Annotated in this window: 18 protein-coding genes; 7 read left to right on the top strand and 11 right to left on the bottom strand. The window is 67.3% G+C overall.

Annotated features, from left to right (window positions below; translation table 11 throughout):
* The 6 genes from HAV22_RS25940 to HAV22_RS25965 all read right to left on the bottom strand — a co-directional run bounded on the left by HAV22_RS25940 (position 1) and on the right by HAV22_RS25965 (position 6,770).
* Positions 1 to 2,748 carry a bifunctional diguanylate cyclase/phosphodiesterase gene (locus HAV22_RS25940; protein WP_166863304.1) on the bottom strand — a complete coding sequence of 916 codons (2,748 nt, stop codon included), beginning with the start codon at positions 2,746 to 2,748 and terminating at the stop codon, positions 1 to 3.
* Positions 2,748 to 3,188: a type 2 periplasmic-binding domain-containing protein gene (locus HAV22_RS25945; RefSeq protein WP_166863306.1), complete on the bottom strand. Its 441-nt coding sequence runs from the start codon at positions 3,186 to 3,188 to the stop codon at positions 2,748 to 2,750. The genes HAV22_RS25940 and HAV22_RS25945 overlap by 1 nt, the downstream gene beginning before the upstream one ends.
* A gap of 1 nt (position 3,189) precedes the next feature.
* Positions 3,190 to 4,452, bottom strand: coding sequence for a hypothetical protein (locus HAV22_RS25950; protein WP_166863308.1), 1,263 nt, complete (start codon positions 4,450 to 4,452; stop codon positions 3,190 to 3,192).
* A 187-nt stretch (positions 4,453 to 4,639) separates the two neighbouring features.
* Positions 4,640 to 5,155: a M48 metallopeptidase family protein gene (locus HAV22_RS25955; RefSeq protein ID WP_166863310.1), complete on the bottom strand. Its 516-nt coding sequence runs from the start codon at positions 5,153 to 5,155 to the stop codon at positions 4,640 to 4,642.
* 124 nt (positions 5,156 to 5,279) lie between these two features.
* Positions 5,280 to 5,636: a KGG domain-containing protein gene (locus tag HAV22_RS25960; protein ID WP_166863312.1), complete on the bottom strand. Its 357-nt coding sequence runs from the start codon at positions 5,634 to 5,636 to the stop codon at positions 5,280 to 5,282.
* A gap of 111 nt (positions 5,637 to 5,747) precedes the next feature.
* Positions 5,748 to 6,770, bottom strand: coding sequence for an NADP-dependent oxidoreductase (locus tag HAV22_RS25965; RefSeq protein WP_166863314.1), 1,023 nt, complete (start codon positions 6,768 to 6,770; stop codon positions 5,748 to 5,750).
* Positions 6,771 to 6,867: 97 nt separating this feature from the next.
* On the opposite strand from HAV22_RS25965, the gene purU reads away from it, so the two are divergent.
* From purU to HAV22_RS25995, 6 genes are all read left to right on the top strand, one after another.
* Positions 6,868 to 7,734: a formyltetrahydrofolate deformylase gene (purU, locus tag HAV22_RS25970; RefSeq protein WP_166863316.1), complete on the top strand. Its 867-nt coding sequence runs from the start codon at positions 6,868 to 6,870 to the stop codon at positions 7,732 to 7,734.
* 27 nt (positions 7,735 to 7,761) lie between these two features.
* Positions 7,762 to 8,304 carry a YaeQ family protein gene (locus HAV22_RS25975; protein ID WP_166863318.1) on the top strand — a complete coding sequence of 181 codons (543 nt, stop codon included), beginning with the start codon at positions 7,762 to 7,764 and terminating at the stop codon, positions 8,302 to 8,304.
* Positions 8,305 to 8,403: 99 nt separating this feature from the next.
* A complete protein-coding gene (locus HAV22_RS25980; protein WP_371869746.1) occupies positions 8,404 to 8,757 on the top strand; it encodes a DUF2946 domain-containing protein in 354 nt (117 codons plus the stop codon).
* 50 nt (positions 8,758 to 8,807) lie between these two features.
* Positions 8,808 to 9,254: a copper chaperone PCu(A)C gene (locus tag HAV22_RS25985; protein WP_166863321.1), complete on the top strand. Its 447-nt coding sequence runs from the start codon at positions 8,808 to 8,810 to the stop codon at positions 9,252 to 9,254.
* 11 nt (positions 9,255 to 9,265) lie between these two features.
* The gene (locus tag HAV22_RS25990) at positions 9,266 to 9,763 is read left to right on the top strand and encodes a YcnI family copper-binding membrane protein (RefSeq protein WP_166863323.1); all 498 of its coding nucleotides are present in this window, start codon (positions 9,266 to 9,268) and stop codon (positions 9,761 to 9,763) included.
* Positions 9,764 to 9,770: 7 nt separating this feature from the next.
* A complete protein-coding gene (locus HAV22_RS25995; protein ID WP_166863325.1) occupies positions 9,771 to 12,068 on the top strand; it encodes a TonB-dependent receptor in 2,298 nt (765 codons plus the stop codon).
* Positions 12,069 to 12,573: 505 nt separating this feature from the next.
* Here HAV22_RS25995 and HAV22_RS26000 read toward each other — a convergent pair.
* Positions 12,574 to 13,344 carry a head GIN domain-containing protein gene (locus tag HAV22_RS26000; RefSeq protein ID WP_166863327.1) on the bottom strand — a complete coding sequence of 257 codons (771 nt, stop codon included), beginning with the start codon at positions 13,342 to 13,344 and terminating at the stop codon, positions 12,574 to 12,576.
* Between the two features lie 153 nt (positions 13,345 to 13,497).
* Entirely contained in the window at positions 13,498 to 16,149 is a 2,652-nt protein-coding gene (locus HAV22_RS26005) for a glycoside hydrolase family 3 C-terminal domain-containing protein (RefSeq protein WP_166863329.1), read from the bottom strand.
* A 224-nt stretch (positions 16,150 to 16,373) separates the two neighbouring features.
* Here HAV22_RS26005 and HAV22_RS26010 point away from each other — a divergent pair, with 224 nt between their 5' ends.
* Positions 16,374 to 17,495: a type IV pilus twitching motility protein PilT gene (locus HAV22_RS26010; RefSeq protein WP_166863423.1), complete on the top strand. Its 1,122-nt coding sequence runs from the start codon at positions 16,374 to 16,376 to the stop codon at positions 17,493 to 17,495.
* 36 nt (positions 17,496 to 17,531) lie between these two features.
* Here the strand turns inward: HAV22_RS26010 and HAV22_RS26015 are convergent, their stop codons facing one another.
* From HAV22_RS26015 to HAV22_RS26025, 3 genes are all read right to left on the bottom strand, one after another.
* Entirely contained in the window at positions 17,532 to 18,017 is a 486-nt protein-coding gene (locus tag HAV22_RS26015) for a hypothetical protein (protein ID WP_166863331.1), read from the bottom strand.
* Between the two features lie 660 nt (positions 18,018 to 18,677).
* Complete coding sequence (locus HAV22_RS26020) at positions 18,678 to 19,124, bottom strand: hypothetical protein (protein ID WP_166863333.1); 447 nt, start codon at positions 19,122 to 19,124, stop codon at positions 18,678 to 18,680.
* Positions 19,125 to 19,142: 18 nt separating this feature from the next.
* Positions 19,143 to 20,123: a S41 family peptidase gene (locus tag HAV22_RS26025; protein WP_166863335.1), complete on the bottom strand. Its 981-nt coding sequence runs from the start codon at positions 20,121 to 20,123 to the stop codon at positions 19,143 to 19,145.
* Positions 20,124 to 20,212 lie beyond the last annotated feature (89 nt).

Raw genomic sequence — 20,212 nt, forward strand, 5'->3', positions numbered from 1 at the left:
TTATCCCGGCACGGCTTCGGCATTGCCGAGCCGTCGTTGCTGGGCCTGCGCGCGCAGCATCTCGGTGATGCGCTCGGCCGGCAGGGGTGGGCTGAACAGATAGCCCTGCATCTCGTCGCAGTCGTTCGCGCGCAGGAAATCGCGCTGTTCGACCGTCTCCACGCCCTCGGCGATCACGCGCAGCTGCAGGCGGTGGCCCAGCGAGATCACGGCCAGCGCGATCGCCTGGTCGTCCGCGCTGACGGCGATGTCGCGCACGAACGACTTGTCGATCTTCAGCGTGGAGATGGGGAAGGACTTCAGCGCGGACAGGCTCGAATAGCCGGTGCCGAAATCGTCGATCGACAAGCTCACGCCCATCTCCTTCAGTTCGCGCATGCGCTCGACGGCCTGGTTCAGGTCGCGCATCAGGAGGCTCTCCGTCACTTCCAGTTCCAGCGAGGACGGAGGCAGGCCCGTGTCGCGCAGCGCGCCGGCGATGCGCTCGACGAGGCGTTTTTCCTCGAACTGGCGGGCCGACACGTTCACGGACACGGTCAGCGCATCCAGCCCCGCCGCGCGCCACACGCTGGCCTGGCGGCACGCCGTGCGCACGACCCATTCGCCCAGGCCCACGATGAGGCCCGATTCCTCGGCGAGCCCGATGAAGCGCATCGGCGGCACGGTGCCATGTTCCGGATGGCGCCAGCGGATCAGCGCTTCCACGCCGAAGATGCGGCCCGTGCGCAGGTCCACCTTCGGCTGGTACACCAGGTGGAAACGGCCGGCGGGCGAGTACGCGGCCGGCACCGCGTCGGGGTCGTCGACAGCGTCGTCGGCCAGCGTGGCGTCGAGGGCACGGCGCAGCCCTTCCAGCAGCGCGAGCTTTTCCTCGACGCTGGCGTTCATCTCGCGCGTGTAGAACTGGAAGTTGTTGCTGCCCAGTTCCTTGGCGCGGTACATGGCGGCGTCCGCGTTCATCATGAGGGTCTTCGGGGCGTCGCCGTCGCGCGGGTACACGACGACGCCCATGCTGCAGCTGACGCGCACGGCCTGGTCGCCGATCTGCACGGGCTCCGTCACGGCCTGGCGGATTTTTTCCAGCAGGGTCGTCAGGCCCAGCGGACACTCGCCCGCATCGGGCAGGAGGATCACGAATTCGTCGCCGCCCACGCGTCCGAGCGTGTCCGCGCGGCGCAGGCACGCCTGCATGCGGCTGCCGACGACCTTCAGCAATTCGTCGCCCGCGTTGTGGCCGAGGCCATCGTTGACGAGCTTGAAGCCGTCCAGGTCGACGTAGGCGAGGGCGAGGTGGCCGCTGCTGCGCTGGGCATTGCGCACGGCCTGCTCGAGGCGGTCGCGGATCAGGCTGCGGTTCGGCAGCCCGGTCAGCTCGTCGTGGTGGGCCATGTGGCGGATGCGTTCCTCGGCCAGCTTGCGTTCCGTGATGTCGCGCACCATCGCCACGGCGCCGCCTTCGACGGGCACGATCTGGCGCTGCAGCCAGCGGCCGGCCGCGGGGCCGGTGACGGCCTGCCATTCCGTCTCCACGGCCGCGCGGCCCGTGACGACCTGCACGAGCTGTTCGTACATGCCGTTCATGCGGTAGTACGGCAGCACGTCGCCCATCAGCCGGCCGCGCAACGCATCCTTCGCGAATCCGGTGAACACCTCGGCGCGGCTGTTCGTCTCCTCGATGAGGAAGTCGGTGATCGCATCGTCCGCGCCCGTCACGCTGCGCAGCACGAAGAAGGCGTCCAGGCTGGCTTCCGATGCGGCGGCATACGTTTCCTGGGCGCGGCGCTCGCGCCGGCGCGCCTTGGTGATTTGCCACGACCACACGCTGATCAGCGCCACGACGGCGATGAGCAGCGCGCTCGCGGCCCCGGCACCGGCGAGGTACGTGCCGTAGTGCTGCTCGTACCGCGCCATCTGTTCCTTGTCCGCCAGGCCGACGACGACCGTCAGCGGGAAGCCCGCGAGGCGGCGCGCGCCGGCATAGCGCTCCTCGCCGTCGGGAGCCGTCGGCTGCGGCGTCACGGCTTCTTCCTTGATGCCGTCGAGCGTGATCGGCTGGCCCCACGACACCTTGTCGCCGATGCGCACGGCGCGCGCGACGCCGTCGTTGCCGACGAGCGCCAGCAGCCCCAGTTCGCCGGCGCGCGAGCGCTCGTACGAGCTGGTGAAATAGGCGGGGTCCACTTCGACGATGGCCACGCCGGCGAAGCCGCCCGCGGCGTCGTCGATGCGTCGGGTGAAATGCAGATGCGGCTCCGGCCGGACCGGGTCGCCGGCCGTCTGGCTGACGAATACCGTGTTGCCGCTGCCGCTGCCGCTGCCGTTCGCCGGCACGGCGAAATACGGCATGCGCGACACGTCCTGCGCCGGCGCCTGCGGATTACTGTCGACGATGCGGCCGTCGCGGTCGGCGACGCTGATGCCGAATACAAGGCCCGGCGGCAGCAGGCCCTGGGTGCGCAGCGCAGGCAAGGCGGCGTGCGCGCCGTTCAGCTCCACCGCGTACTTGATCACCTTCAGCGTCTGGTCGATGGCGTTCAGGTTGCGTGCGACCTGGGCCTCGTACGTGTCGAGCTGCTCGCGCACCGAATCGTGCGCCGCCGCGACGGCCGCGCGCCGCTCGGTCTCGACGAAGTGGAACGTGGCAACCCAGATCGCGACGAACGGCAGCAGCGCGAACAGCGGCAGCGCGATATGGGTCTCGAGCGCGCGCGCGAGCCAGCGGGGACGGCGGCGGCGGGCGGACGTCATCACTGCACCACGAAGACGGGGCGCACGCTCGCATCGAGCGCGCTCCGTTCGATATAGCCGATCGCTTCCGGATCGTCGGCCACCCTGCGTCGCACGGCCACGCTGTCCGGCAGCTCGGCGGGCGGCTGGCCGCGCCCCGTGAACACGATCTTCGACCAGTGCGCCTTCACGAGGGCCGGCGTCTTGTTCGTCACGCGCGCATAGAATTCGTCGCGCGTCGACGCGCCCAGTCGCAGGTCGTACGGCACGGCCTCGGCGCCGTCGGGGAAGCGAACGGCCTGGCCGAGGAAGATGGCGGCCACCTGGTCGGCGCGCAACGTGGCGACGGGGTTGCGCGCCGAGACGATCACGACGAGATCGGCCGCGCACGCGGGCGCGCCGGCGAACGCGCCGAGCAGCAGGGCCGGTGCCAACAGACGGGGATAACGACGCGCCGCCATGCTAGTACACGAAGTCGAGGGCGACGCTGGCCACGTGGCTCGTGCGCTCGGAAACGAAGCGCGGCGTCGGGTTGATGAACGTGCCGGTGGAGCCGTCGTGCGGCGTCACGCGGTCGACCTGCACCTTCAGCGCCATGTTCGTGCGCAGGTCCCAGCGCAGGCCGGCCGAGAACGACGTCTGTTGCGGAATGCGCATGAGCAGCGCATTCAGGCCGGCGTTCAGCGCGGTGGCCATCGGCGCCAGCGCGGAGGGCAGGGTGGCCGTCGGCAGGCCCGGGTCCATCGTCGTGCCCACGGCCTGCACGCGCGCCCACGTCACGTACGGCGTGAGCGTGTTCCAGCGCCAGCCGGCGCTGACGTAGCCGGAGCGCGTGGCGCCGAGGAACGAATGGCTGATCGTGCGGTTCGCTTCCGCCATCACGAACCATGTGCCGGGGTCGTAGCTCGCGCCCACGTTCACGAGCGTCATGCGCTTGTGGTCCATCGCGTAGCGCACGCGCAGCGCCTGGCCGGCCGGGCCGAACGCGGCGAAGGCGTTGAACAGGTCCTGGCCGATGTCGCTCGTGATCTCGGCGCGCAGCACGTTGACGCGCGCGCTCAGTGCGCCCCAGTCGGTCGTGTTCGACGCGCCGACGCCGTGGCGCGCGTACAGGTGTAATGTGTCGACCAGCGGCACCGAGCTGTGGCCGTAGAACACCTGCGACGCGTTGCGGACGGGGCCGATGCCCCAGCGCCAGGTGGCGTCGATGCCGTCGCTGCTCGTGACGGGCATCACGTTATAGCCTTCGACGGGCGGCCGCAGCCACGGGTAGGCGTAGCCGACCTTGCGGTAGTCGGCCATCAGGAAGACGGGCAGCGCGATGCGGCCCGCGCGCAGCGCCAGCTCGGGCGTCGCCTGGTACTTGACGTTGGCCCACTCGACGCGCGGGCGGTAGCTGTTGTCGAGGCCTTGCTCGCTCACCACCTGCAGCACGGCCGACCAGCGTCGCGCGAACGTCGTGTCGAGCTGCACGCCGAGGCGCGAATCGACGTCGGTGCTCCAGCTGCGCGTGGCGCCGGTACCGCTGGCCTTCATCACGGACGACGTGTAGTCCGCCTCGCGTTCGCTGGCGTGTGCGACACCGATGGTGCCGAAGCCGGAGACGTGCCAGTCGGGCAGGCGCGCGGCGCCGGCGTCCGCGCGGGCGGTGCTAGCGCAGGCAAGTCCGCACACGGACAGGAACAGTGACAGGAACGGGACGAGGGGTAGGCGTTGTTGCTGCATTGGCGTCGACGGATGGGTCGCCCGCACCGCGGATGGCGGGGCCGGGCGGCTGTGGATACACATCGGCCTGCGACGGGGCGGCAGGACAGGACTCGACTCTAATCCTTGCCAGATGGAAAGTCGACAGCTTTTGGCCGTCTCATATCATTGTTCTAATTTTTGTTGTGACGTGGCAACGACGTAGGGATCACCCCCATAAGCGCCGTCCGTCCAGGTCCAACTGGGTGAGGTACAGGCGGACGTCGAATTCGATCTGGTGATAGTCCGGCTCCATCCAGCAGCACAGCTTGTAGAACGCCTTGTCGTGGTCCTTTTCCTTCAGGTGCGCCAGCTCGTGCACGGCGATCATGCGCAGGAACGCGGGCGGCGCGTCGCGGAACACGGTGCCGATGCGGATCTCGTGCTTGGCCTTCAGGCGGCCGCCCTGCACGCGCGAGATGGCGGTGTGCAGGCCCAGCGCGTGCTGGACGATGCCGATCTTGCTGTCGTACGCGACCTTGGCCACGGGCTCGGCGTTGCGCAAATAGTCATCTTTCAGGTCCTGCACGTAGCCGTACAAGGCCTTGTCGGTGCGGACGTCGTGCGCGCCGGGATAGCGCCGCAGCAGGTGGTCGGCCAGGTGGCCGTCGGCGATCAGGCGCTCGACCTGCGACAGCACGTGCGCGGGGTAGGCGCTCAGGTATTTCAGGTGGGAAGAAGACATGAGGGCGGCACTGTAGCACGTCCGGATGTCGGTTGCAGCAAGGAATGCGGGGCGGTGGACCGCGCCCGGCGCGGCGGCGCGGTCTGGCGCTTGCGCGCACGGTTGACGGGGAGACCCCGGTAAGTCACTGCTCCTTGCCCCCCTGGCGGTTGCCCGCCTGGGGGCCGGTTTTTCCGGCGGCTGCCGCTGCGGCGCGGTTGGCCGATTGCCGGCTTTCCCCGCCCTTGCGGCCGATGTCGGCCATGTGGGCCCGGTTACGGCTGACCACTTCCCCGCCTTTCTGGCCCGCGCGGCGCGCTTCTTCCGAATCGAACTCGTGCGCCGTTCCCTTCTGGTGCGCGGCCTGGCCGCCCTTGCTGGCGATTTGACGCTGCTGGTTCTGGTCCATCGCAGCGAAACCGCGCTTGGCCGGCTGGCTTTTCTGCACGCTGCCGCCGGCGTCCGCAGCGCCCTTGTTGCCGCCCTCCTTGCTTGTCGCCATATCGGTCTCCTTGTGCCTGAACAATCGAAGCGAGCGTCATGGATGCGCTCGTGCGGTTAGAGGCGCAGGGCGGAAAATGGTTCCAGCAGTTCCGGCGGCGTGGAACTGGCCTCAGGGCGCGTCCGCGACTTTCAGCACGAGCTTCCCGAAGTTCTTCCCTTCGAACAGCATCGTGAGGGCGTCGGGGAAGTGCTCGAAGCCGTCGACGACGTGTTCGCGGCTCTTGACCGACCCCGCCTGCAGCCAGGCGCCCAGGCGCTGCACGGCTTCCGGATAGCGCGCCGCGTAGTCGAACACCACCATGCCTTCCATGCGCGCCCGGTTCACGAGCAACGCCAGGTAGTTCGCGGGCCCGCGCACGGGTGCCGTGTTGTTGTACTGCGAGATGGCGCCGCAGATGATGATGCGCGCCTTCAGGTTGATGCGCGCCAGCACGGCGTCCAGGATGTCGCCGCCCACGTTGTCGAAATAGACGTCCACGCCTTGGGGGCAATGTTCCTTGAGACCCGCGGCGACGGAACCCGCCTTGTAGTCGATGCACCCGTCGAACCCGAGTTCCTCGACGACGTAGCGGCATTTGTCCGGCCCGCCCGCGATGCCCACGACGCGGCATCCCAGCTGCTTCGCCACCTGGCCCACCGTCATGCCGACGGCGCCCGCGGCCGCAGACACGACGACCGTCTCGCCGGCCTTCGGCTGGCCGATGTCGGTGAGGCCGAAGTACGCCGTCATGCCCGGCATGCCCAGCACGTTCAGCCAGGCGGGCAGCGGCGCGAGCGCGGGATCGATCTTCATCGCGGCGGCCGCCTTCGCGTCGACGGGCGCCGTCCAGTACTGCTGCACGCCGAACATGCCGGCAAGATAATCGCCGACGGCCACGTGCGGCGAGTTCGACGCCTCGACGACGCCCACGCCCCCGGCCCGCATCACTTCGCCGATGGCGACGGGCCGGATGTACGATTTGCCTTCGTTCATCCAGCCGCGCATGGCGGGATCGAGCGACAGGTACAGCACGCGCACGCGCGCCTCGCCATCCTTCGGCGGGGCGGCAGTTTCCTCGGTCAGTTGCCAGTCGGTGGCCTTCGGGAGGCCGACGGGACGGGCGGCGAGGCGGAATTGCCGGTTCATGGTCATGCGTGTCTCCTCCTGTGATGTTCAAAAATGCCGGAATGGCAATCCATGCGACAATGGCCGGGATCAGTCAACCTCAACCATTCTGAAGTCTTTAGCAATGTATCCAGAATATATCCTGACCTTGTCCTGCCTGGATCACCGCGGCATCGTGCTGCGCGTGTCGGGCTTTCTTGCCGAACACGGCTGCAACATCATCGACTCGGCCCAGTTCGGCGATCCGGAATCGAAGCTGTTCTTCATGCGCGTGCACTTCGCGCTGGAAGACGATGCCATGTCCGACGAATTGCTGCGCGCCGGCTTCGGCTCGCTGTGCCAGGACCTGGGCGCGCAGGGGGCGCTGCACGACGCGAAGCGGAAACCGCGCGTGCTGATCATGGTGTCGAAGATCGGCCATTGCCTGAACGACCTGCTGTTCCGCTACCGCAGCGGCCTGCTGCCGGTGGAGATTCCCGCCATCGTGTCGAACCACATGGACTTCTACCAGCTCGCGGCCAGTTACAATATCCCATTCCACCACTTGCCGCTCGAGGCCGGTGCCAGCGAATCGGCCAAGCTCGCCCAGGAGGCGCGCATCATCGAACTGCTCGACACCCACCACATCGACCTGGTCGTGCTGGCGCGCTACATGCAGATCCTGTCGCCGGGCCTGTGCGAAGCCTTGAGGGGCAGGGCGATCAACATCCACCATTCGTTCCTGCCCAGCTTCAAGGGTGCGCGTCCGTATGCGCAGGCGCACAAGCGCGGTGTCAAGCTGATCGGCGCGACGGCCCACTTCGTCACGGGCGACCTGGACGAAGGCCCGATCATCGAGCAGGACGTCGAGCGCGTCGGCCACGCGATGAGCGTGGACCAGCTGACGGCCATCGGCCGCGACGTCGAGAGCGTCGTGCTGGCCCGCGCGGTCAAGTGGTTCGTGGAACACCGTATCCTGCTGAACGGCGACAAGACCGTCGTGTTCAGCTGAACCCGACCGACAGAAAAGATTGAATAGATGGCCCTGAAAGCTACGATTTACAAGGCGGACCTGAGCATTGCGGACATGGACCGCAACTACTACCAGGAGCACGCGCTCACGATCGCGCGGCATCCTTCCGAAACGGACGAGCGCGTGATGATCCGCCTGCTCGCCTTCGCCCTGCACGCCGACCCCCTGCTTACCTACGGCAAGGACTTGTTCGACGTCGAGGAGCCCGCCCTGTGGCTCAAGGACCTGACCGGCGCCATCGACCTCTGGATCGAGGTCGGCCAGCCCGACGAACGCCGTCTCATGAAGGCGGCCGGCCGCGCCGAACACGTGGTCGTGTACAGCTACAGCGCCACCAGCAACATCTGGTTCAAGGGCCTGGCCAGCAAGCTCGAACGCACGAGGAAGATCTCCATCATCAACATCCCGGCCGAGACGAGCGCCCAGCTCGAACAGATGGCCCAGCGCTCCATGCAGCTGCAATGCACGATCCAGGACGGCCAGGTGTGGCTGACGGACGGCGAGCGCACGGTGCAGGTCGAGCGCGAGATCCTGATGGCCGAGCGCTGACCCGGCTGGGCAATTTGTCCTGGGGCAGCGCGCGCCACGCCGTGCATACGCGGCTATAATCGACGGATGCTGATTCGTCCGACAAGACGCTTGCGTGTCGTGTGGCTGGCGCTGTTCGCCGTGCTGCTGAACGCGCTCGCGCCTACGGTGTCGCATGCGCTGGCCGCGAGCCGGCCGGCGATTCCCGTCGACGTCTGCAGTGTCGACGGCGGCGCCCCGTTCGCCGCCGCGGCCGCGCTGCTCATGCAGGAGGACCACGGCGCGATGGGCCTCCTGGGCGATTGCGGCTACTGCCTCGCCCACGCAGGCGCGCACGGCCTGCCGCCGCCCGTCCATTCCTTGCTCGTGCCGGCACTCGGTGCCGAGCCCCGGCCGTTCCTGTTCCACCACGCGCCCCGTCCGCTCGCCATCTGGCTCGCGGCCGTGCCCCGTGGGCCGCCTGTCTTCGCCTGATTTTTTGTTCCGGTGCGCCGCACCGTTCGTCCATTCTCTCAGGTGAAGTCATGTATAAAAAAATGCTCATGCTGGCCGTTGCCAGCCTCGTTACGACGTCCGCCGCGTTCGCCCAGGTAACCGTCGCCGACCCGTGGATCCGCGCCACCGTGCCCGCGCAGAAGACGGCCGGCGCCTTCATGGAACTGCGTTCGGCGAAGGCCACGCGCCTCGTCGACGTGCAAAGCCCCGTCGCGGGCCGAGCCGAAGTCCACCAGATGGCCATGGAAGGCCAGACCATGCGCATGCAGACGGCCGACGGGATCGACCTGCCCGCGGGCCAGACCGTCAAGCTCGGCGCGGGCGGCTACCACGTCATGCTGTTCGACCTGAAGCGGCAGCTGAAGGACGGCGAACAGGTGCCGCTGACCCTGACCTTCGTCGGGGCCGACAAGAAGCGCGAGGCCGTCACCGTGCAGGTGCCGGTCAAGCCGCTGACGTACACCGCCGCGCACTGACGGAGGCCGTGATGAAAGCATTTTTCTGGATCGCCGCCCTGTGCGCGGCGCCGCTGGCGCACGCCCATATCACCGTCGCCCCGGCCAGCGCGCCGGCCGGCGCCTATCAAACCCTCGTGTTCAAGGTCGGCCACGGCTGCGACGCCAGCGCGACGACCGGCATCACCGTGCAACTGCCGGACGGCGTGACGGCGAAGCCCATGCCCAAGCCGGGTTGGACCGTCGACCTCGCCGAAGGCAAGCTCGCGGCGCCGCTGCAAATGCACGGCAAGACGATCACGAGCGCCGTGCGCGCCATCACGTGGCGCGGCGGCCCGCTGCCGGACGCCTACTACGACGAATTCACGGTGCAGGCCAAGCTGCCGGATGCGCCGGGCCGCTACGTGTTCAAGGTGGGCCAGCAGTGCGAAACAGGCCGTACGGACTGGGTCGACGTCGCGCCCGAATCGAAGACGCCCGCACCGGTGCTGGACGTGACGCCCGCCGCGATGCCACCGCACCACCATTGAGGTGCGCATGCGACATCGACATCATCGCCTCGCGCTCGCCGCGCTGGCGTGCCTGGCCGCGCCCGCGCACGCGCGCGCCGGCGACGGGCCCGCGCAGCTTGACACCGTGATCGTGACGGGCGGGCGCCCCACGTCGCTGCCCGCGCAGATCCCGACGACGATCGAAGGCATCACGGGTGCCCAGGTCGAGGAGAGGATCAACGCGTTCGACAGCGAGGACGCGCTGAAATACCTGCCCAGCCTGAACGTGCGCAAGCGCTACACGGGCGACTACGACCACGCCGTCCTCGCGAGCCGCGCGTCCGGCACGGGCAATAGCGCGCGCTCGCTCGTGTACGCCGACGGCATCCTGCTCTCGAACCTGCTCGGCAACGGCGCGTCGTACACGCCGCGCTGGGGCCTCGTCACGCCGGAGGAAATCGAGCGCGTCGACGTGCTGTACGGCCCGTTCGCGGCCGCGTACCCGGGCAACTCGGTGGGCGCCGTCGTCGACTTCCAGACGCGCATGCCGACGAAGCGCGAGGCCCACGTCAAGCTGTCCGGCTACGCGCAGGACTTCAAGCTGTACCGCACCGATGGCCGCTACGACGGCTGGCAGGGCAGCGCATCGCTGGGCGACCGCAGCGGCGCGTGGTCGTACTGGATCGACGTGTCGCGGCTGGACAGCGAAGCGCAGCCCATCGCGTTCGCGAACAAGCTGCTGTCGGCCGGCGTGCCGGGCGATGCGGGCGTGCCGGTGACAGGCGCGGTGGCCGGCCGCACTCCGTCGAACAAGGACTGGTGGCTGATCGGCGCGACGAACCGGACGCACACGGTGCAGGACCACGCGAAGTTCAAGCTCGCGTGGGACGTCACGCCGAAGCTGCGCGCCAGCTACACGTTCGGGTGGTGGCGCAACGAAGCGACACGCGTATCCGAATCGTATATGCGCGATGGGGCCGGCACCCCCGTCTACACGGCCAGCCGCGTGAACATCGACGGCCGCGCGTACGACGTGAAGGCCTCCGACTTCGCGCCGAGCCGCGCCACGTTGGAACACGCGATGCACGGGCTGTCGCTGAAGCACCATGGTCGCGACACGTTCGACTGGGAGATCGCCGCCAGCGTGTACGACTATGCGCGCGACCTCGTGCGCACGCCGACGGTGCTCGTGCGGGATGCGGATACGAACGGCGCCGGCCAGGTCACGGACATGCACGGCAGCGCCTGGAACACGCTGGCGCTGAAGGGCATCTGGCGGCCCGATGCGGGCCCGCTGTCCGGGCACACGGTCGAAATCGGGCTGCAGTCGGATCACGCGAAGCTGCGCTCCCGCGTGCTCGCCAGCGCCGCGGACTGGCTGCATGCGGGCGACGGCCGGCAGGTCTCGGTCTTCAACGGCAACACGTGGCTGGAAAGCCTGTACGGGCAGGACAGCTGGCGCATCGGCGACGCGTGGCGCGCCACGTTGGGCGTCCGCGCCGAGCGGTGGCGGGCGTACGGCGGCGAACTGTCGAATGCCGTGCTCGCGGCGCCGCTGCCGTTCCCGGGCCGCAGCGAGATCGGGTGGTCGCCGAAGGCCGCGCTGGCGTGGCGCGTGGACGCCAGGTGGACGTTGAAGGCGTCGACGGGCCGCGCCGTGCGCAATCCGACGGCGGCCGAGCTGTTCCAGGGGACCGTCGTCGACAACGCCATCGTCAACAGCGATCCGAACCTGAAGGCGGAGAAGTCATGGACGAGCGAGCTGTCGGCCGAGACGCTGGGCGATGCGGGTTCGCTGCGCGTGACGGCATTCCGCGAGACGACGCGCGACGCGCTGTACTCGCAGCCGCTGGCCGTTGCCGGCGGCACGACGGTGAACGCCGTGCAGAACGTGGGGCGCATCCGCACGAACGGCCTGGAGATGTCCGCGCAGGCCGACGACGTGGGCATCAAGGGACTCGGGTTCGCAGGCAGCCTCACGTATGCCGACTCCATCATCACGGAGAACGCCGGGTTTCCCGCCAGCGTAGGCAAATGGCAGCCGCGCGTGCCGCGCTGGCGCGCGACCATGCTGGCGACGTGGAAGGCGACCGACCATTGGACCGCGGCGCTGGGTGGGCGCTACAGCGGGCGCCAGTACTCGACGCTGGACAACAGCGACCCGAACGGCAACGCGTACATGGGGGTGTCGGACTATCTCGTGTTCGATGCAAGGCTGCGGTATCGGTTCGACCGGCAGTGGAGCGCGGCGGTGGGCGTCGACAACGTCAACGACCGCACCTATTGGGCGTTTCACCCGTACACGCAGCGGACCGTGGTGGCCGAGGTGAGGTGGGACCTGTAACGGGGGCCGGTGACGTTCCGGTGACGCACGCGTTTGGTGGGCAAGGGTTGCCCACCCTACGGCCCGTACCCCCGTCACGTACGATCAACCGCCCGCACATCGGCGTTGGGTGGACACGTATGATCAATCGCCATTGCATCGGCGTAGGGTGGGCACCCCGTGCCCACCGTCCACGCGTCCCGTCACGTACGATCAACCGCCCGCACATCGGCATTGGGTGGACACGTATGATCAATCGCCATTGCATCGGCGTAGGGTGGGCACCCCGTGCCCACCGTCCACGCGTCCCGTCACGTACGATCAACCGCCCGCACATCGGCGTTGGGTGGACACGTATGATCAATCGCCATTGCATCGACGTAGGGTGGGCACCCCGTGCCCACCGTCCACGCGTCCCGTCACGTACGATCAACCGCCCGCACATCGGCGTTGGGTGGACACGTATGATCAATCGCCATTGCATCGGCGTAGGGTGGGCACCCCGTGCCCACCGTCCACGCATGAATCAACGCGGCGACGCGCCCAGCCGCCGCACGCTGCCCGACCCGACGATCGACCGGGTCACCTGCGGATCGCCGTAGTAGCTGACGTCGCCGGAACCTGCCACGGTCAGGCCCAGGCTGTCCTGTACCCACAACGTGGCGTCGCCGGAACCGGCCACCGTGACGGTGGCCTTCCCCGTGCGCACATGCCCCAGGTCGACGGTGCCCGAGCCGCCGATGGACACCGACAGGTTGTGGGCGGAACCGTCGTCCGCCTTCAGATCGCCGCTGCCGCCCAGGGCGACGTTGACGGATTCGCCTTCGATGCGGTGCACCTTGATGGAGCCGGCGCCACCCACGTCGAACTTGACGCGCCCGCCGCGCACGACGTCGGCCTCGATATTGCCCGAGCCGCCCAGCGCCAGGCGGTCGATGTCGCGCGCCTGCACGACGACCTTGATGTTGCGGGTGCGCAGGTGGGCGTCGCGCTTGGCGCGGATCTTCAACGTGCCGTCCTCGACGACCGTCTCGATCAGCGGCAGCAGGTTGTCGTCCGCCTCGACCGTCACGCCTTCGCGGGCGCTGCCGCTCCTGATCTCGACGTTGCCCGGCAGGGACATCGCCAGGCCGCTGAAATGCGCGACGTCGCGCGCCTGGCGCTGCACGTGGCCGTTGCCCTGCACCTGTTCGCTCTTGCCCCAGTTCCAGTCGCGGGCCTCCGCTTGCGGGGCGATAGCGACGCAGGCGATGGCGCAGGCGGCGATCAGGAAACGGCGGGTGGTGGTGGCGGTCATGGTGGTCTCCCCTGATGTGCTGGATGGTGTCGATGTGGTCATCCTAAGCGGGAGACGGCCGCCGCGGTACGCGTTTGCGACGGACCGCACGAAAGCCGGAGCGGAATGCACGCAGGCGGTGTGAGCCGCGCGCATCCCGACCTCGTCAAGGCTTCATTTCGGCAACGCGAACGGTGCGCCCGTGACTGCGAACGTCGTTTTCACCGCCTGCGCGTGGCCGGGCTGTCCACCACCCACATAGACCGTGTATGCACCAGGCACGACCGTGCGCGCCCCGGCCACGTCGACCTGCGAGAGTGACCGTGCGTCCAGCGCCAGCGTGACCCGCGTGCGCTCGCCGGCTTTCAGGTGCACGCGGCGGAAGGCGGCGAGTGTCGGGTTCGCCGTGTCGCCCGGCTTGGCGAGGTACAGCTGGACGACCTCGTCGCCGTCGCGCTTGCCCGTGTTCGCCACGTCGACGGCCACGTCGACCGGGCGGCCTGCCGCGATCGAGGATGCGGCCAGCGCGGGCGTGCCGTAGTGGAACGTCGTGTACGACAGGCCGTGGCCGAACGGGTACAGCACGGGGCCCTTGAAGTAGCGGTAGGTGCGGCCGTCCATCCGGTAGTCGCCGAACGGGGGCAGGCCGTCCAGGCCGCGGTAGAACGTGACGGGCAGGCGGCCGGCAGGGCTGTAGTCGCCGGCGATCAGGCCCGCGACGGCATGGCCGCCTTCGCCGCCCGGATACCACGCCTGGACGATCGCCGGCACGTGCTTGTCGGCCCAGTTGACGGCGAGCGCGCTACCGCTCATCAGCACGAGCACGGTCGGCTTGCCGGCCCCGACGACGCGCTCCAGCAGGCGTTCCTGCGGCGCCGGCAGGTCCAGGCTCGTGCGGTCGCCGCCCAGGAAGCCCGGCACCTGCAGCTTCAACTCCTCGCCTTCCAGGTTGGCGGACAGGCCCGCGACGAACACGACCAGGTCCGCCCGGCGCGCGAGGTCGACGGCTTCGCGTCCTCCATCGACGGGCGTGCTCCACACGAGCTTCTGGTCGCCGCGCGCGCCGCGCTGCACGGCCTCGATCCGGATCGGATAGGTGCGTCCCGCCTGCAACGTCGCCTTGCCCGCCGCGATCGACGGCGAGTCCGTGACGTCCCACGCGTCCACGACGAGCTTGCCGCCGACCCAGATGCGGTAGCCCGCGTTGCTCAGGTAGCGCAGGCCGTAGTCGCCCGAACGCGGCGCATTCAGGTAGCCGGTCCAGCGCGCGGACGCGTTGTGGCCGCCGTCCTGCCACGCGGCGCGGGCATTCTGTTCGACGGCCTCCTGCGCGGCGCCGGCCAGGTCGGGCCCATTGAAATGCTCGGCCTTGAGGCCGGTCGTGCGGCAGGCGGCGTCCACGCACAGGTTCGCATCCGGCACGGGCGGCTCGGCCGGTCCAACGAGGCCCGTACCCTGCGCGTACAGCACCTGGGCGTCCGGGAAGCGGGCGCGGATGCCGGTCAGTACGGTCACCGGATGCGACGGCTGGCCGTTGTAGTTGCCGACCAGCGCATCCTCGCTGTCCGCGTTCGGGCCGATGACGGCGATGGTCTTCGGCGCTTTTTTCAATGGCAGCAGGCCGTCGTTCTTCAGCAGCACCATCGCCTCTTGCGCGGCCTTCAGCGCGACGGCGCGGTGCGCGGGCGTGTCGTTGTCGTCGGGCTTGATGGCGGCGTACGCGGGCGGGGGAGCGTCGTCCAGCAGGCCCAGCCGGATGCGGCCCGCGAACAGGCGCACGAGGGCGCGATCGACGACGGCTTCCTGCAGCTGTCCCTGGCGTACCGCGTTCACGATGGGACCCGCCTCCGTCGTCATGTTGTTGCGGTAGTCGCCGCAGATCAGGTCCATGCCGGCCGTGAACGCGGCGGCCACCGCCTGCTCCGGTGTCTTTTTGTAGTGCAGGCTGTCGTCGCGGTAGATGTTGGCGGCCGCGCCGCAGTCGGACACGACGAAGCCATTGAAACCCCAGGCGCGGCGCAGGTGTCGTTCCAGCAGGTCGTCGCTGGCGCACGCGGGGACGCCGTCGACGGCGTTGTACGCGCACATGACGGACGCCACCTTGCCCTCCGTGACCGTCGCGCGGAACGCGGGCAGGTACGTGTCCTCGAGGTCGTGCGGGGACGGGTGCACGTCTTCGCGGTGGCGGTTCGATTCCGGACCGCTGTGCACGGCGAAATGCTTGGCCGTCGCGATGGTCTTGAACGATCGTGCGTCGTCGCCCTGCAGGCCGTGGATGAAGTTGACGGCGATGCGCGACGTCAGGTAGGGGTCTTCGCCGTAGGTTTCCTGGCCGCGGCCCCAGCGCGGATCGCGGAAGATGTTGATGTTCGGCGACCACACGGTGAGGCCGCGATACCAGTCCGTGCCGCCGTCCGGCGACCGGGTCGCCAGGTACTTGGCGCGGAATTCCGTCGCGATGACGTCGCCCACGTCGTGCATCAGCGCCTCGTCCCACGTGGCTGCCATGCCGACGGCCTGCGGGAACACGGTCGCGTAGCCCGCGCGCGCGACGCCGTGCAGGCCTTCGTTCCACCAGTTGTAGCGCGGGATCTTCAGGCGGGGGATCGCGGGCGCGTCGTTCCCCAGCTGGGCCGCCTTTTCTTCCAGCGTCATGCGCGCGACGAGTTCGGCGGCGCGCGCTTCCGGCGTCGGCGCCTGCTGCGCGAGCGCGGGCGCCGCCGTCGCTGCGAGCACTGCGGCCAGCGCCAGCGGCGCGAGTCGGGAAGGGATGGGTTGCGCAAGGGCGCGGCGTGGCGGCCGGCCGGCGGTCGGATGGTCGATCATCGTAGTCTCCTGTTATCGCGGCATGGTGCCGGTGTTTTGAAAAATGCTAACACAAAAATGTATTGCGCTAACATTTTGCGGGGAGACGGGCCGATGTGGCGGCCAAGGCACGTTTGGGTGCTTGGCTCTAGAAAAAAATAACTTTCCAGTTGGAATTTTGACAGGATGCCGGTTTTATAATGAAGGATCGCTCAACCGAGCTCTCGTTTGCCAGCCGAAGCATGATGGAACACCACCAGTCCTCGCAGATTCCCACCCTGTCGTATATCGAAAACGAAGATCACCCGGTATTCGGGACCCTGGTCGAGCAGATCCTGCACCTGCTGAATTCGAAGCTGGTGTTTTCGGATATCATCATTCACCAGAACAGCCCGCTGATGCTGCGCCAGCCGAAAGGCCTCGTCGCGGTGACGGATTCGCCGATCACGAAGGAAGAGCTGGAAGAGTTCTTCGACGTCATCGAGCCGAACTGGTCCGAGCGCATCGCCGACCGCGCGTTCGACCGCTCGATCGACCTGCACACGGCCCGCATCCGCGCGAACTGCTTCAGCTTCCAGGGCAAGAAGCGCCTAGGCTGCGTGATCCGCCGCTTCCCGAAAGAACCGCTGGCGCTGGACACGCTGGGCCTGCACGAAGACGAACGCGAGTTCGCGCGCCTGACGAGCGGCCTCGTCCTGATCATCGGCGACACCTGCCAGGGCAAGTCGACGACGATCGCGTCGATGCTCGACGAAATCAACAAGCAGCGCTCCGGCCACATCATCACGATCGAAGACCCCGTCGAGACCCTGATCCCGCAGCGCAAATGCATCATCACGCAGCGCGAGGTGGGCGTGGATGGCGACGTCGAAAGTTATTATCTTGGCGCGCTGGACGCGCTGCGCGAGCGGCCGGACGTCATCGTCATCGGCGAGATCCGCGACGCGCAGACCGCGCAGGAAGCGCTGGCGCTCGCGGAATCGGGCCCGCTCGTGCTGGCCACCTTGCACGCGCGCTCGACGGAGCTGGGCCTGCAGAAGATGCTGCGCCTGCTGGGCAATTCGGAAGCGCAGGGCCAGGCCCTCGCGCACGCGCTGCGCGGCGTGCTGTGCCAGGCGCTGCTGCCGTCGAAGCAGGGCAACCGCTACCATCTCGCGACGGAATGTTTGACCATCAACCCGGCCGTCGCCGCGATGATCGAGGAGGGCGACCTGGGCGCCATCCGCGCGCACATGAACGCGGGACGCGGCCCCGGCTGCCACACGATGAACAGCGTGCTGGAAGCGCTGCTGGCCACGCACGTGGTCGGCGTCGACGATGCGCGCGCCGCGACGACCGACCGCATCGGCTTCGCCGAGATGGTGTAACGGCGCGGCCGCGCTCGGCGGCCGCGCCACGCCGGATCAGTGGATACGCCCGGCGTCGTGGTTGCGCTTGGCGACGTCGGCCCGGCGCTCGGCGCGCTCGTCGGCCAGCGCAGCCTTGTCGTGGGCGCGGTCGGTGCGTTCGATGGCGATCTCGTTGCGGTCGTGGTGCGCGTCGCGCGCGGCGATCTTCGCTTCATTGAGCTCGTGCCGGCGTGCCCGGTCCAGCTTGCGCGCATCCTTCAGGTCGCCCTTGGCCACGAGGGCGTCTTCGCGGCGCTGGTCGTGGCGTGCATCCCGTTTTTCGATGTCGATCACATTCCTGTCGTGGGCGATGTCGCGCTTTTCCACGGCGATGCTGGCGCTGTCGTGGTGGATGTCCCTGCGCTCGGCCCGGATCTCGTGCGTATCGTGGCGGATGGCCGCGTTGTCGGCCCGGACCTGGTCGACGGCGCCGGTTTGCGCGAAGGCGCTTGCGCTGATGACGGACAACAGCCCTGCGGCCAATGCAATCGTGGTTTTCATGGTGTCGTTCTCCTCGGTTGGTGGCGATGCTTCAGTGCATCGCATGGGGAGATAACGGCTGGGCGGCGCGCCGGGAGGACGACGGCTGATGTAATGATTGTAAGCAAAGGTTGCGCCGCGCAGGCGGGCCGTTACTGCAGTGTCCCATTCCAGAGCGTCGGGTCCTTCCAGCACACTTTTTCCGCGTGGTGGAAGCGTCCGGTCTTCCGGGCGAAGTAGTTCTTAGGAACAGCGGGGAAGCTCTGGGCCGCTCAAATGCACGGTTCTGAAATGATCGTTCCTCGCACGAGATGCTTTGGACAGCCGCCGGGTACACCTGCTACCGCCTCACACACTCCCGGTAGTCTAGATGCACGTTCTGCTGGAATACAGTCCCCTTGACATTCACTGTCATCAGAACATGGTTTCCCTGCATCGGTCGTTTTAAGGAGGCTCCGGCTTGTTGGGCTTTACTTGATCGGCCGCGAAGCTATCCCAAGCGAATAGCGCAGTGCACGCGAGAAAAAATGCAGGTCTTCTCGTCATCTCGAAACTTTCGGTCATTTGTTAGGCGGTACGTTTTGCGTGGGCATCTAATCACTTCGGAGCGCAATTGACCGAATGCTGAGTAATCTGAACAGCGGCAACCGACCCAAAGCGGACGCAACCGCAGCGTGTTGATCAAGCAACCTCAATCCTGAACACCAGGTCATCGAAACTTGTAACTAATCCAATATCGTTACACCTGTATCGTCGTCCCTTGGGCAGTGGCTCGATCAACATGCCTGAAGTGTGGGATTGCGACTGCTTTCCTTGTCCGGCATCCCAAAGGTTGTACACGCTAAGACGACCTGTCGAATCAAGGACCGCGATCCTGACTTCCCTCGGTGCTGTGTCCGCCCAGATTTCGATACTGGATGACACGTGCCCGTTCACCATCAAGCTCCCTTCTACTGCAAGCCGTAAACCATGCCGGCACGTTTCCTTCCAACTTTCGAAGACTAGACGCAGCACGCATTGCTCATCTATTGGATAAACATCCCACTTAAAAACGTCGCTACGGCGTCTTTCTTGAAAGGCTTTGCTGAGAATCGCTTCACGTGGGATGTTGGAGCTTTGCGTTTTCATGATGAGTAGTTCCGAGTTTCACTTCTCAACAGGAAGCGTCAGGCCAGCATTGAGCTGCCTCTGCAGCCTGTCTTTCGCCACCGCCAGCGCATCGGCGGGCGGCGTCCCGATATCGGGTGCGACCCCGGTACCTTCCCAGTTCGTATGCGTGATCGGGCTGATGGTGCGGCTATGTGGAATGGCGGCATAAAAATGGTCGCCGAGGCGATACAACGCGATCGGATGGGCGCCACCCCACGTCCGTTCTCCGATCACCGTCGCGCGTTTCAGTGCCTGCATCGTATAAGTGAAGTCTTCGCCGGCGGACGCGGTACCCGGGCCGGCCAGGATCACGACAGGTTTGCTGCCACCATAGCGTTTGCCATCGAGTTTGCCTTCGGTCCAGGTCTGCGTCGTCTGGCCGGAATCGCGTGACCAGATGTCGTTCAGGCGGGTGGGGCGGTCGACGAAATAGCTGATCAGCAGGGCCACCGATTCCGGGTCGCCGCCGCCGTTGTTGCGCACGTCGATGACGAGGGCGCTCGTATCGGACAGCTTGTCCAGCGCGGACGCATATCGGTCCGCTACGAGGGAGCGCGGTGGAAATGCCGTGATCCGCAGATAGCCGATGGCGGGGCTCAGATGGTCGACGCCGTCGACGCCGTGGTTGCGGTCCCGGACGGCTTTCGACGTCGCATTCGGCATTGCGTCCACTTCGCGTCCGGGGCGCAGGCGCGTTGGGCTGAACTTCACCTTCATGTGCAGATCGTGGGCGACGGAAGCCATGTCGGCCGTGAGCCGAGCGGCAAATTGCTCGCCATTCGTGATCGCATCGTACTTCCCGCCGTGCTGCCGCTGACGTAGCAACGTTTCTATCTGCCTTGCCGTTTCAGGAAAAACGTAGTGTTGGTCGAGCCGGGCAATCAATGTGTCGATCGCTTGCGCGCGCGTGGGGCCGTCGACGACGCTGTCAGGCCGGTACAACGTCCGCAGCGCGACGACGGTGCCGATCAGCGCCAACGACAGCACGACCAGCAGGACGAAAACGTTTCTTTTCAAGCCTTGTTCCCTTTAGCTGAAGAGTTGGGCGGATCAGTACGCTGGCAATC

It is taken from the genome of Telluria antibiotica (genome assembly GCF_011682055.1).
Lineage (GTDB): Bacteria > Pseudomonadota > Gammaproteobacteria > Burkholderiales > Burkholderiaceae_D > Telluria > Telluria antibiotica.